At 60.5% G+C, this 12,541-nt stretch carries 9 protein-coding genes; 1 reads left to right on the top strand and 8 read right to left on the bottom strand.

What is annotated here, in order from left to right; all coding sequences use genetic code 11:
• Positions 1-66: 66 nt before the first annotated feature.
• From recA to AC5SSZ_RS06550, 6 genes are all read right to left on the bottom strand, one after another.
• Entirely contained in the window at positions 67-1,134 is a 1,068-nt protein-coding gene (recA, locus tag AC5SSZ_RS06575) for a recombinase RecA (RefSeq protein ID WP_065270335.1), read from the bottom strand.
• A 343-nt stretch (positions 1,135-1,477) separates the two neighbouring features.
• On the bottom strand, positions 1,478-3,577 hold the full coding sequence (locus AC5SSZ_RS06570; protein WP_495437665.1) for an NAD-dependent epimerase/dehydratase family protein: 2,100 nt from the start codon (positions 3,575-3,577) through the stop codon (positions 1,478-1,480).
• 11 nt (positions 3,578-3,588) lie between these two features.
• Positions 3,589-4,548 carry a glycosyltransferase family 2 protein gene (locus tag AC5SSZ_RS06565; RefSeq protein WP_495437664.1) on the bottom strand — a complete coding sequence of 320 codons (960 nt, stop codon included), beginning with the start codon at positions 4,546-4,548 and terminating at the stop codon, positions 3,589-3,591.
• Positions 4,545-5,759 carry a glycosyltransferase family 4 protein gene (locus AC5SSZ_RS06560; RefSeq protein WP_495437663.1) on the bottom strand — a complete coding sequence of 405 codons (1,215 nt, stop codon included), beginning with the start codon at positions 5,757-5,759 and terminating at the stop codon, positions 4,545-4,547. Before AC5SSZ_RS06560 ends, AC5SSZ_RS06565 begins: the two co-directional genes overlap by 4 nt.
• Complete coding sequence (locus tag AC5SSZ_RS06555; RefSeq protein ID WP_495437662.1) at positions 5,756-6,727, bottom strand: NAD-dependent epimerase/dehydratase family protein; 972 nt, start codon at positions 6,725-6,727, stop codon at positions 5,756-5,758. Before AC5SSZ_RS06555 ends, AC5SSZ_RS06560 begins: the two co-directional genes overlap by 4 nt.
• On the bottom strand, positions 6,715-7,839 hold the full coding sequence (locus AC5SSZ_RS06550; RefSeq protein WP_495437661.1) for a Gfo/Idh/MocA family protein: 1,125 nt from the start codon (positions 7,837-7,839) through the stop codon (positions 6,715-6,717). Before AC5SSZ_RS06550 ends, AC5SSZ_RS06555 begins: the two co-directional genes overlap by 13 nt.
• 432 nt (positions 7,840-8,271) lie before the next feature.
• Between AC5SSZ_RS06550 and AC5SSZ_RS06545 the strand changes: the two genes are divergently transcribed.
• Positions 8,272-8,868, top strand: coding sequence for a gamma-glutamyl kinase (locus tag AC5SSZ_RS06545; protein WP_495437660.1), 597 nt, complete (start codon positions 8,272-8,274; stop codon positions 8,866-8,868).
• Positions 8,869-8,929: 61 nt separating this feature from the next.
• On the opposite strand, the gene AC5SSZ_RS06540 is transcribed toward AC5SSZ_RS06545, so the two are convergent.
• Together AC5SSZ_RS06540 and AC5SSZ_RS06535 are read right to left on the bottom strand one after the other, a co-directional pair.
• A complete protein-coding gene (locus AC5SSZ_RS06540) occupies positions 8,930-11,242 on the bottom strand; it encodes a hybrid sensor histidine kinase/response regulator (RefSeq protein WP_495437659.1) in 2,313 nt (770 codons plus the stop codon).
• Positions 11,243-11,336: 94 nt separating this feature from the next.
• Positions 11,337-12,512: an RsmB/NOP family class I SAM-dependent RNA methyltransferase gene (locus tag AC5SSZ_RS06535; RefSeq protein ID WP_495437658.1), complete on the bottom strand. Its 1,176-nt coding sequence runs from the start codon at positions 12,510-12,512 to the stop codon at positions 11,337-11,339.
• Positions 12,513-12,541: the final 29 nt, after the last annotated feature.

Here is a 12,541-nt window from a genome sequence, read left to right as displayed (position 1 = left end):
AACGAAAAAGGGCGCAACCCGCGTTGCGCCCCATTTCATATTGGATCGGATCACATCCGGCCGGCCTCAGGCCTCCAGAATGTCATCGTCCCCGCCGCCGTCGGGGCGGTCAAAGTCGAGCCCATGCGCCGCCCGGATCTTGTCTTCGATATCATAGGCGATTTCCGCATGTTCCCGCAGGAACTGTTTCGCGTTTTCACGGCCCTGCCCGATCCGCTCATCTCCGTAAGAGAACCATGCGCCGGATTTGTTGACCACACCGGCGGCCACACCCAGATCGAGCAATTCACCCATCTTGGAGATGCCTTCGCCATACATGATGTCGAATTCCACCTGTTTGAAGGGCGGCGCCACCTTGTTCTTGACGACCTTGACGCGGGTTGCGTTGCCGACAACCTCATCCCGATCCTTGATCGAGCCGATGCGGCGGATATCAAGGCGGACCGAAGAGTAGAATTTCAGCGCGTTACCGCCAGTTGTCGTTTCGGGCGAGCCGAACATCACGCCAATCTTCATGCGGATCTGGTTGATGAAGATCACCATGCATTTGGAGCGGCTGATGGACCCGGTCAGCTTGCGCATGGCCTGGCTCATCAGACGGGCCTGCACGCCAACACTGGAATCACCCATGTCGCCTTCAAGTTCGGATTTGGGTGTCAGTGCCGCCACCGAATCCACGATCACCATGTTGACCGCACCAGACCGCACCAGCGTATCAGTGATCTCCAGCGCCTGTTCGCCGGTGTCAGGCTGCGAAATCAGCAGCTCGTCCAGATCGACGCCCAGCTTGGCCGCGTATTGCGGATCCAGCGCGTGTTCCGCATCGACAAAGGCGCAGACGCCGCCCTTTTTCTGCTGTTCGGCCACGCAATGCAGCGTCAGTGTCGTTTTACCGGAGCTTTCCGGGCCGTAAATCTCAACAATCCGGCCCATCGGCAGGCCGCCGATCCCAAGCGCGATATCCAGCCCCAGAGACCCGGTCGAACTGGCTTCGATCTCCTGGATCGCCTTGCCGTCGCCCAGCTTCATGATCGAGCCCTTGCCGAACTGCCGCTCAATCTGGGCAAGCGCGCTGTCCAGCGCCTTTTGCTTGTCACCGCTTTCTTTGTTTTTCATGGTCAACAGATCCGCCATAATCCCTAATCCCCTTCTATGTGTCATACCCGTGGGGTTGCGGCAATCACTTGCTTTGTTCGCCTCTTGTTCCTTATGAGATCAAAACAAGAACATTGCAAGTAAAACTTCCGAGAAGGCGTAGAGGACCGGCACAGGAACCGCTGTGTCTAGCTCTGAGACTGCCCCTGGCCAGACGAAGTTGGCAAAGGGAAGTGCCCGCCACGCGCACCAGAACCGCCCCCCTCAGGCATGGACAAATGATCGAATGCAGTCTTTTAGACGATGCGGACAGACTGGAGGGAGCTTCTGAATAATTCTAACTTCAGGCAAGGGGGGCAAACTGAGACCCCTTCCTCTGGGATCAAAACCCAAACAAGTTCGCATTGGCTATGGCTTTCTCAACGAACACCGCACGGTCGGTTTCCGGTTTCCAGCCGAGTACCTGTTTTGGCTTTTCATTGCTGAATGGCGAATAATGTGCTCGGCTTTTCCAATCTGCGAGGCTGGGTCGGATTACGCCGGATCGGCGCAGGGCATATTTCTTGAGCGCATATTTGACCGCATCCGACGCGTAGAATGCATACAGGTTGCCGGAGTTCACGCGGATTCTGGCGCCGAGTGCGGTCTCGATGGCGTCAAAATAGTCACGCGCGGAAAGCATCGGCTCACCGATGAGATTGAAACTCTGCCCTTCGACCGGGGCATTCATCATCCGGACAAGTCCATCTGCAATATCTTCGTTCAGGACGAAGGGCAGGATATTGCGCCCGTGCCCCCAAATGCGAACCGCCCCGGCACCGTGCCAGCGACCGATCCCCCAGTGCTGCAGCGGTCCGCCGGGCCCGACGACGATTCCGGGACGGGCAATTGTAACAGGCAGCCCGCGCTCGCGGTGGAGCTTCATCAGCTGCTTTTCGCATTCTGCCTTGGACCGCGCATAGAGATTGCGGTCGGTCAGATCCTCTGCAAATCCCGTCTCTTCGGTGATGGTCAGTGCAGGGTTCGACATGTCATAGCTTGCGATGGTGCCAGTGTAGATCAACCGTTTTACACCTGCCACTTGGCAGGCTTCGGCGATGCGTGTCGCAACCCCCACGTCGTTGATCAGGCAATCCTCCCATGTGGTTTCGAGTGCCTTTGCTAAATTGAACACCACCTCGATCCCCTGCATTGCTGCAGTCAATGCCTCCAGATCGTGTAGCGAGGCGCTCACGGTTTCCACCTGGTCGGGAAGATCAGGAAACGGGCCAGAGCGGCTGCGCGACAGGACACGCACATCGCGGCCGTCGGCGACAATGCGCCGTGTCAGTGCCCGGCCGATGAAACCGGTTCCGCCGATCACCATGACGCTTGGCTTTGGTTTTCTGGTTTGAACGGCAGGTGCGGCGGCGCGCAAAACCTTTTCGGGCAATAGAGCGATAGCATCGTCGATCGCCTTCATGACCTCAACCGCGGTTTCGCCAGCATAAGGCTTTGCATGCGCCGCGCCGGGACCCGCTGCATAAAGGGCCGCATTCATGCCACGAAAGCTGCGCCCGTATGGGTTTTTGGTATTGAGTGACGCAGTCTGAACCGCCGCGTTCCCTATCCCCTGCCACAGGTGCTGGCGGGACAGGTCCAGCTGTCTACGCAGCGGGTTGGCCACCAAGTCTGATGTGTTTTCCCGCTCAACAACAAGCACGTCCTGCGCATAGTCCAGCCGCGCCCGCGCGCTGGATCCGCGCAGCGTCACGCTTCGGTTGTCGGTGGTTTCGACCATGGCAAGGGTAAAGGTGATCTGCACCGCGCCAGCCCGCGCAAGGATCCGGAATCCCTGCGGGCGCATATCCTCTCCAGGCAGTGCGACGGGCCATTCCGCCTGGGCATGCAGCACCTCGACAGGACCAAAAAGATCATGCGCAAAGGCAAAAAGATGCGGCCCTAGTTCAAGCAGGAGGTTCTTTGGCTCGCGCAAAAGCCAAAGATTATAGGGGCCAGAGCGGAGCGGTGCGAGCGGCAACGCCCAGCTGATGTCACAGCCAGACACCCGTCCGTAGGCCCCAGCGCGCATGTCCTTTTTCATCTTTTGATAGGAGGGAAGACCCAGAAAGTTGTGCCCGGCGCAAAACCGCTTGCCTGCTTTGGTGGCTGCCGCCTCGATCTCGCGGGTCTCGGCCGCTGATTCAGCAACCGGTTTTTCAACCAACACATCGAGCCCGCCTTCAAGGCACTTGATGGCCAGCGCCCGGTGCAGATGCGGCGGGGTCAGGATATGCACGGCGTCGCAGCTACCAGAAGCGATCAGATTATCGACAGAGGTAAATGCCTGCGCACCATATCGTCCTTCGAATCCTTTGGCCGCGGTTTCATTGACATCGCAGACTGCCGCGATCCGCACATTCGGCGTCGCCTTGAGGGCGTCCGCATGCCAGGTGGCAATATATCCGGCGCCAATCAGGCCTATGCGGGTTTCGCTCACCATGGAAAGTTCCTTTACTTGTACTCGATGATGCGCATGTCGCGCCCGGTTAGCCGGCGCAGGTGAAATTGCACCATGCCGATCAGGTTTGGAAATTTTGATAGGGTCAGTAGAAAGCCAAGGTATCTTGCATTGGTGAGCGGAATGCCATCCCGGCGCAATCCCGCCGTTGAGCGTGCCCAATTGAGCGCATAGACCCCCAGAATGGGCAGGCTGAACGGCCACCACACCACAGCCACAGCGAGTGCAAAGAGCGGTAGCGCAAGGGCGTAAACATAGGCGCGTCTGCATTCTGTGGTGAAATAGTCAGGATGAAGATGATGCACTTGCGCAAAGCCGTGGCCGGTGCGCACCGCCCGCGTCCACCACTGACCAAACCGCAGCATATCCGCATCATGACGTGTCATGCCACTGGGTATGCGCCAGAGGGTATGGCCGGATTTGCGAAAACGGCAGCAGATCTCATCGTCTTCGGCAGCGATCACCTGCGGGTTCATACCGCCCACGGCCTGCCATAGCGCAGCACGAACCATCATATCGCCGCCGCAGGCCATGATTTCGCCCGGCGGACGATGCCATTCCCAATCACAGAGAAGGTTATAGGGGCTGGCCTCCGGATGGATCTCGGAGCGCCAACCGGTTACCATGCCGACCTCTGGATGATCGTTCAGATAACCGCGCGCGGCCTCTACGAACCCGGATGCCAGAACACAGTCGCCATCGATGAACAGGACAAACTCGGGCTCCTCCAGCGCGTCAAACCCCGCGTTTCGCGCACGCGCCGCGGTGAAGGGGATCGACATATCCAGTTCCACCACTTTGGCGTTGCGCTTGCGGGCCTCGTGAAGGCTGTCATCGTCTGAGCCGCTGTCCACATAGACAATGTGCCGAGCCTGCCCCTGGACCGAGTCGAGGCAGGCAATCAGACGTGCGCCCTCGTTGCGCCCAATGAGAACGATATCGACCGGCGTCATGGACGCTTCTCCAGAACGGGGCTGCCGCCTGCATAGCTGGCAAACAGTCGGGATAGGCGGGCGGCTTCGGTATTAATGTTGAAATCGTCGGACACCTTTGCACGGCCCGCCAGCCCCATGTCCTGCCGGGCCTTGCTGTCCGCCAACATATGGTCCAGGGCCGCGCGCAGTTCTTGCGGATCGCCGGGCGGTACCAGCAGCCCGCTGGTGGCGTGATCCACCAGTTCCGGTATTCCTGCAATCCTTGTTGCAACAACCGGCACCGCCGAGGCCATTGCCTCCATCAGAACCACGGGCACCCCTTCGGCAAAGCTGGGCAGGACAAAGACGTCGGTGTTCGAAAGCGCTTCTGCGACTTCAGATTGCGAACGGTAACCCAGAAAATCGACATTCAGCCCCTGTGCCTGCGCCTCAAGCGCGGCGCGATCCGGACCGTCTCCGATCACCGTCAGTTTCCAGTCGCCAGAGAGGTCCCGCAACGCATCAAGCAGAATTGGCAGCCCCTTAACCGCGGCGAGCCGCCCGACGAAGAGCAGGTTTGCCCCCTTGTGAGGCGCAGAAGTGTAGCGGCCCGGGTCAATGCCGCAATGGATGATATGAAAGCGCGCCCAATGGGATTGATCGGCAAAACACATCAGCTGTGATCGGCAGAATTCGCTGATGCAGGCAACAAACCGCGCCCGCGCGGCCTTTTCATCGATCCGCCAATGGTTCGGATTGAAAAAGATGTCCGGCCCGTGGATCGTGAAACTGTAGGGGATGCCCGACAGTTCCGAGGCCAGCATTGCCACAGTGCAAGCGGCAGTGGCGATGTGATTGTGCAGGTGATCGACCTCCTGTCGGCGCAGCTCATCCGCCAAGACGCCCGCCTCAATGAAGTAGATCAGGTTATAGAGGCGGCCCTTTACCCCTCGGGGCGCCGTTGTCCAGGCCAGTCGCAAGGCAGCGATATAACGGCCGGGATTTCGCATCCAGCGCAGATGCGCGCGCAGCAGGCGCAGGGGCTTTTTACAAGCCCCAAGTACCTTGAAGGTCAAGGCATGCTCCTGGCGCTGCTCTGGACCCACTAGGTGCTCGGCCCCCGTGGTGCGGATAGAGCAGGTCAGGACATCATGACCCAGCGCTCGCAACGCCGCGACTTCACGCTGGATAAAGGTATCCGAGGCGCGCGGGTACTCTCCGGTCAGATAGGCAAGCTTCGGCAATGTCATGGCTCACCTGCGATGCTCTGTGCCATCATCTCTTCGAATGGGGCGTGATCCTTGCCACCCAATGTGGCCCGCAAGGCCGCGTTGGGATAGCGCAGCGGCATCAGCCGTGCGCGAATAATCGGTTCCTGAAACAACCCCGGCAGCCCCGCTGATATCGGCCGCAACAGGCGCGCCAGCTTCAGCCAAACGTCATAGGTGATGGGAAGGACGAACTTGGGCCAGCCAGTCAGAGTTTTGTGCACCGACACAAACCGCCTCCGGTCAGGTAGATCATCGTCCACCACATTGATCGACACCGGTCCCTTTGGTTCCTTTTGCGCCGCCCGGATCAGGGTTTCGCCAAGGTGATCAACATGAACCAAAGGTAAGGCGCCATCCTTGCCGATCTGCACGAAAACGTTGGATGCCCAGAACCCCAGCAGAGCGTTCCACGTTCGTCCACCCCCCCAAACCGCACCGGGCCGGATCAGCCAGGCATCGGGCATAGTCTCTTGGACCAGCGCTTCCTGTGTGAGCTTTGCCTTAGAATAGGCATCGCGGCCTTTCTGGGCGGTTGCCAGAGCGCAGGTTTCGTCCAGAGCGTCACCGGGGGCAAGCGCCGCCGTATCGTAGACTGCAATGGAAGAGACAAGCACGAACGTGCCGCACCAGTTTTCCAGAGCAGAAAGCAGCGCTTGCGTCCCCCCCAGGGTCACACGGTCGTGCGCCGCCGCATCATCACCCAGATGCGCTGCGGCATGGATGATTGCACCGGCTTCGCTGACAAGTGGGGTCAGCTGTTCGGTGGCGTCTGCTGCGGTTAGATCCAGCTTTACCCCAGTGATGCCGAGATCATCCTCCCACGCGGCGTGCGGCAGGCCGCGGTATAGCGCGATCACCTCGATCCCCTGATCGCGGGCGGCGCGCAGGGCAGCGGAGCCGACAAAGCCGCTCGCGCCGGTGATCAGGATACGGTTCACTGCGCCCATGGCATCGGCTCCATCGCATCGCAGCGGGTTGTCATGGTCTGGGCTCCGCTGAACTCGCCTGCGTTCTGGATGGCCAGCGTGACTTCGGTCAGGTGCAGGGCGAAATCACCGGACAGCCGCCCTGGGCGTCCTTCAGCAAGCGCGGATAGCATTTCGTCGGGCCCAAGCATGAAATTCATCGCCGCAGCCCCCCATTTCCTAACCTTGGGATGGGTTGGCTGCTTGAGCCGGATCCGTTTCTTCAACGGCGATTCCATCAGGCGCCGCCTTAGTTTGATACGCCGTGCGAACCGGATTTTCGCATCATTGTCCCAGGCTTCATCGCAGCTCAGCACGCCTGCGTCGCCGACGATCCGGATCTGGTGGTTGTGCGGCGCAACAAAGGAACAGGTCAGTCGCGTGACCGGGCCGTTCTCGAAAAACAGGGTCGCCACCGACAGATCCGGCGCATGCGGTCCGTGCCCCTCCTTGCCCGGAACAGCCTCAGCGCTGGCGGCAACTACCGTGCGGACCGCTCCGAACCAGCTGATCAGCCAGGCCAGGTAATAGCCTGCGTGTTCGAGCGTGCAGCCAACCCGGAATTCATCCTCATAAGGCCAAGGCGCGCCGCTCTCCGTCTGCCATTTGTGGTATTCGGCCTGGGTGATGAAACCGTCATCCAGCTCGGCATAGATAGCGCGCGGAGTGCCTGCGGTATTGTTGCGTAGAGCCTGACCAAGAGTTTGCGCCGCTTCCCCCAGGACCGAGCAAGGGGCCGAAGCGATCTGCAAGCCGCGGCTAATGGCAAGATCCACCAGTTCTTTGGCCTCAGGAAAGGTCGTCGCCAGGGGTTTTTCGGAATATACCGGGTGGCCCGCACCCAGACAGGCGCGGCTGGTTTCAAAGTGGGATCCTGGATTTGTCAGGTTGAGAACGAGCGCGCCCGGCGCGCTTTGCAACAATGCTTCAAACGTTGGTGCAAGCGGCAGGTTCCAGTAGCTGCAGAAGTGTTTGAGCCGTTGTTTGTCGGTATCAAACACGCCCGCGATCTCGATCCCCGGCATAACCGCCAAGGACCGCATATAAAGGTCGGCCACAAAGCCGCAGCCAAGAACCAGAAGCCGCTGTTTCACGCCCCTGCCCCCGATAAGAAAAACCCGCAAGAACGGGACACACCTGCCAAACTTTCAAGGAGCACTAATAAGACCTGCCTTTTCCCACGACATCTGCCTATTTTACAAAAATGGCCAGAATTCGGCGAGACTTCGAATTCTGAATGATGGGCAAAAATGCCGCGTTTCCGCAACGTTCGATGTCGCTTTGCGCTATTTCAGAGCGGAGAATTTAACTTCTCTTCCCGCTTTCCAGACCAAAATCAGGTGCTTTGCAGCACTGCCCCAATAGCGAAGGCCTCCACGAGGTATTAAGCTGACCACGCGAAATGCACTGCACTCTAACGCATCAAAGCTCTCGCGGCGCTTTTGTTGTCCTTTGAATGGAAGAATTGTGACACGTGCAATCTGATAGTATGTCTTAGATTGATTTCTTCTCGGAGCCCCGTGGCGATGCTTGTATTTTATGACGAACGGCTGGTTCTTCTTTCGGTTCCGAAAACCGGCACCACGGCCTATCAGGCTGCGCTGCGGGATCGTGCTGATTTCGTGGTCTCCGATCCGCCGCAGCTGAAACATGCCCCTGTGTTCCGCTATAACCGCTGGTTCCGGCCGATGTTCGAACGGGTCTGTGGGGTGGAGCTGGAACTGGCAGCCGTGATGCGCGAACCGATCAGCTGGCTCGGTAGCTGGTACCGCTTCCGCCAGCGCCCGTTTCTGGATGGTTCGCCCAACTCGACCAAGGGGGTCAGTTTCGACGATTTCGTCCGGGCCTATTGCAAGGGCGATGTGCCAAAATTTGCCGACGTCGGCAGCCAGTCAAAGTTTCTGGAGCCGCAACGCAACGGCTGCGCAGTGACGCATTTCTTTCGTTACGAGGATCAAGCCGCGCTCAGGCAGTTCCTGGAGGCGCGCCTTGATATGAAAATCGAGACGGAAAGCCTGAACGTCAGCCCCGCCATGGAACTGACGCTGGATCCCAAGGTCGAGGCAATCTTGCGGCGCAAGCGCGCGGCAGATTTCGAGCTCTACGACAGCATCAGCGGCTGACGCAAACGCCCTTTTCTGGAACAACTGCAGGTCACCGACAGCAGCCCGTGCCTGCTCTGCGTCAGTGCAGCTGGGCGTGTACGGTTTCGGTCAGCTGGCTCAGGGAGAAGGGTTTCGGCAGGAAGACCGAGTTCGGCACATCCGGGTCCGTCTCGCCAAAGGCACCTTCGGCATAGCCGGAGACAAAGACAACGCGGGTATCGGGGCGTTCTTTCAGTGCCTCCCGTACCCAGCTGGGACCATCCATGCCCGGCATCACAACGTCCGTGACAAAGACATCGACGCTCAGTCCCGGATCTTCCAGCGTGCGCAGCGCATCCTCGGCGGATTCCGCCTCCAGCACGGTATAGCCGCGCATCCGCAGAGCCCGCGAGGCAAAGGCGCGCACCGGCGCCTCATCCTCGACCAGCAGCACCACGCCTTCACCGTGCTGCGGCGCGGCGGCTTCTTCCTCGGGGGCTTCGGCAGGTGCCTGTTCCACGGCGTCTTGCTTGTGCACCGGGAAGAACAGGGTGAAGCGGGTGCCCTGATCCTTGACCGAGTCGATGAAGATATAGCCACCGGTCTGTTTGATGATGCCATAGGCGGTCGACAGGCCCAGACCGGTGCCCTCGCCCGTGCGTTTGGTGGTGTAGAAGGGTTCGAACACCTTCTGCATCTTGTCCGGATCGATCCCGACACCTTCGTCTGACACCCGAATGGTAACCCAATCGCCCGCAGGCACCTTGGCCCGGTCGCGTTCCAGCGGTGCCGTCAGCGTAACCGCTTCGGTCTCGACGCGGATTTCACCGCCATTGGGCATCGCATCGCGGGCGTTCACCACAAGGTTCATCAGCACCTGCTCCAGCTGGCGTTTGTCCGCCCGGATCGAGCGCATTACCGGATCATGGCTGAGCGTCAGAGTCACCTTCTCCCCGACCAGACGATTCAGCAGATGCGTCAGGTCCGACAGCGTGTCGCGCACGTCAAGGATTTCGGGCTGCAGGGTCTGCTTGCGCGAAAACGCCAGAAGCTGACTGACAAGGGAGGCCGCCCGGTTGGCGTTTTCATGAATCTGGATCAGATCACCATAGTCCTGATCGCCCTGATCGTGGCGCAGCAGCAGCAGGTCACAATGGCCAGAAATGGCGGTCAGCAGGTTATTGAAGTCATGCGCAACGCCGCCGGCAAGCTGGCCTATGGCCTGCATTTTCTGGCTTTGCACGAATTGCGCCTCAAGCGTCTTCAGCTCGGTCGCGTCGTTCAGCACCGCGATCAAAACCGGCGCGCCCTCTTCGAAGGTGCGCGTCAGGGTCACCTGCACGAAAACCTCGCGGTCACGGCGCGATAGGCGCAGGAATTCGGACTTGTTAGAGGCCAGCCCTGCGGCCGTATCGCGCAGCCAATCGGACATCGGGCGCCCCAGTCCCTCCATCAGCTGACCAAGTTTCAGATCGTCGCGCGGCTCCACCGCCAGCAGACGCTGGGCCATCTTGTTGAGAGACAGGATATCGCCGCTGGGCGCCACTTTCAGGAAGGGCACGGGCAAGCTTTCGAACCCGGAGCTAGAAGCGCTGAGCCCGGAGGTGTCCACCTCCATCAGGTAAAGCTCGCTGCGGCCCTGGGTGCGGTTCAGCTCGGTCACCAAGACGTCCACCGGCCCGGATTGGGTCATGATGGTGTTGAGCTGGCCGGGATTGACCGGCAGTGCTGTGAACAGGCGCTCGGTGGATTTGACCCGTTCGCCGATCAGTTTGCGGGCGGCCTCGTTCATGAACAAAACCGCGCCGGACCGGCCCACGGTGATCATCGGGATTGGCACCGCCTCGGCACCGCGCCCGCTGCCGCCGCTGCGTTCGGCAATATCCTCAACCCGCCACAAAAAGCTGCCGCCCTGCATCTGGTGCACCGCGAGACGGACATGACCGCGCCGGGTGACGATATCCTCACGCGCAGCACCGCTTTTTGCCGCCTGACTTTGCAGGCGGAACAGTACTGCCGTCGGATTAGCCAGAACCGAGCGCAATGTGCCGGCGAGCGTTTCCTGTTTGCCTTCGGAAAACCGCTTCACGGCGGCCTCGTTGCAGGCGTGAATGCTGCCGTCCACATCGGTAACGAAGGTGGGCGTGGCGTCCTTTTCGATGAAACCGGTCAGAAGATCCGTCGCCATCGCCCGGGCATTCAGTCGCACCCGGGATTGCAGCACCATCAGAAGCGCCACCGCCACCAGAGTTAGCGAAACGGCGAGCATTCCGCGCGAGACCCGGTCAGGCCAATCAAGCGCCCAAGGCGCCACCAGCATTGCGCCTGCCAGCAGCAGAACGATCAAAAGGCGTTTATTCTCTGGGGTATTCACCCGCAATGAAGGAACGGAGGAAGTGGGGCGACCTGTCATTACGGCTCCGAAAAAAGACAAGATGCCGCCAATACGCCGCCATCAAGGTTAAGGCCACGTTAATGGTGCAGCGGCTTTTATTGACAGATACTTATCAACCAGCCTTCGACCGCGTCAACATCGCTGCGAAGAAGCCATCGGTGCCATCCTGCACCCCCCAGGCTTTTTCGCCGATCAGTTGCCATTCCGGGCTGCGGGACAGGAAGGCACGGATCTGATCGCCGTTTTCCGCCTCCAGCATGGAGCAGGTGGCATACGCCAGCACACCGTCTGGCGCTGTAAGTTCGGCCGCCTCATCCAGAATTTCGGCCTGAATGGCCCGGATCTCGTCCAGCCGCTCCGGCGTCAGGCGCCATTTGCCTTCGGGTGCGCGCCGCCAAGAACCGGAGCCGGAACAGGGCGTATCGCAAAGCACCAGATCAAAGGGCGCCGCAGAGCGAACCGCCTCGGTGGGCTGGCAGCTGATCTGAACCCCGGCGCGCGATGCCCGCTCCGGCAGATCCTTCATCCGGCGAGGATCGATGTCATGGGCTGTCAGGCGGATTTGGGCCCGCGCCGCCATGGCGAGGCTCTTGCCACCGCCCCCGGCGCAGTAGTCCAGCACGGACAGGCCATCACGCAGCGGCAGCATATCCACCACCGCTTGGCTCGCGGCATCCTGCAGCTCAACCAAACCAATGTTATAGGCCGCCCCGTTGCGCAGTTTGCGGGCGCCTTCGGTGACCTCCAGCGCGGTGGGTGAAGCAGCATGGGGCTCGGTCGAGATCCCCTCCTCCTCCAGCGCGGCGCGAGCCTCCGCGACGCTGGCCTTGCGAAGATTCACCCGCAGATGCACCGGCGCGCGCTGGCGCAGTGCCTGCGCTGCGGCCTCGGCATTGTCCCCAAGGCTGCTTGAAAAGGAGGACCAGAGCCAGTCCGGAATATCGAATTCCTCGGCCGGACTGGAAAAACCGACAGGCTCGGCCTGTTCTTCGGCGCTGAGCGGCGCAGGGGCGTAGCCTTCACCTGTGAACATATCGGAGGGATCGACGCCCGCCTCCCGCAGACCGCCAAGGATCAGGCCCCGGCCCGTCAGGCTGCCACCCAGAACCGCATGGGAGCGAAAGCAGCGCAGCGCCGTGAAGACGTGATCGCGCACTGCCGCGCGATCCTTGGAGCCCGCAAAGCGACTGCGCCGGGCCCAGCCCGTCAAAGCCTTCTCCGCCGCCTCGCCCGCGATCACCTGATCCAGGACCTCGATCGCCGCCTGCAGGCGGGCCGCCGGGGTCACGCCCCGGCCCCGATCATCACTGACGCTGT

The organism is Phaeobacter sp. CC-HEC084 (assembly GCF_059429255.1).
Note: the sequence above shows the minus strand (reverse complement) of the source record. Positions and strands in the feature narration are given on the sequence as shown.

Bases quoted from the DNA above. Each gene is read 5' to 3' on its own strand.
- AC5SSZ_RS06565 (WP_495437664.1), bottom strand. From the start codon at position 4,548: ATGACGCCGGTCGATATCGTTCTCATTGGGCGCAACGAGGGCGCACGT.
- AC5SSZ_RS06555 (WP_495437662.1), bottom strand. From the start codon at position 6,727: ATGGGCGCAGTGAACCGTATCCTGATCACCGGCGCGAGCGGCTTTGTC.
- AC5SSZ_RS06560 (WP_495437663.1), bottom strand. From the start codon at position 5,759: ATGACATTGCCGAAGCTTGCCTATCTGACCGGAGAGTACCCGCGCGCC.
- recA (WP_065270335.1), bottom strand. From the start codon at position 1,134: ATGGCGGATCTGTTGACCATGAAAAACAAAGAAAGCGGTGACAAGCAA.
- AC5SSZ_RS06570 (WP_495437665.1), bottom strand. From the start codon at position 3,577: ATGGTGAGCGAAACCCGCATAGGCCTGATTGGCGCCGGATATATTGCC.
- AC5SSZ_RS06540 (WP_495437659.1), bottom strand. From the start codon at position 11,242: ATGACAGGTCGCCCCACTTCCTCCGTTCCTTCATTGCGGGTGAATACC.
- AC5SSZ_RS06545 (WP_495437660.1), top strand. From the start codon at position 8,272: ATGCTTGTATTTTATGACGAACGGCTGGTTCTTCTTTCGGTTCCGAAA.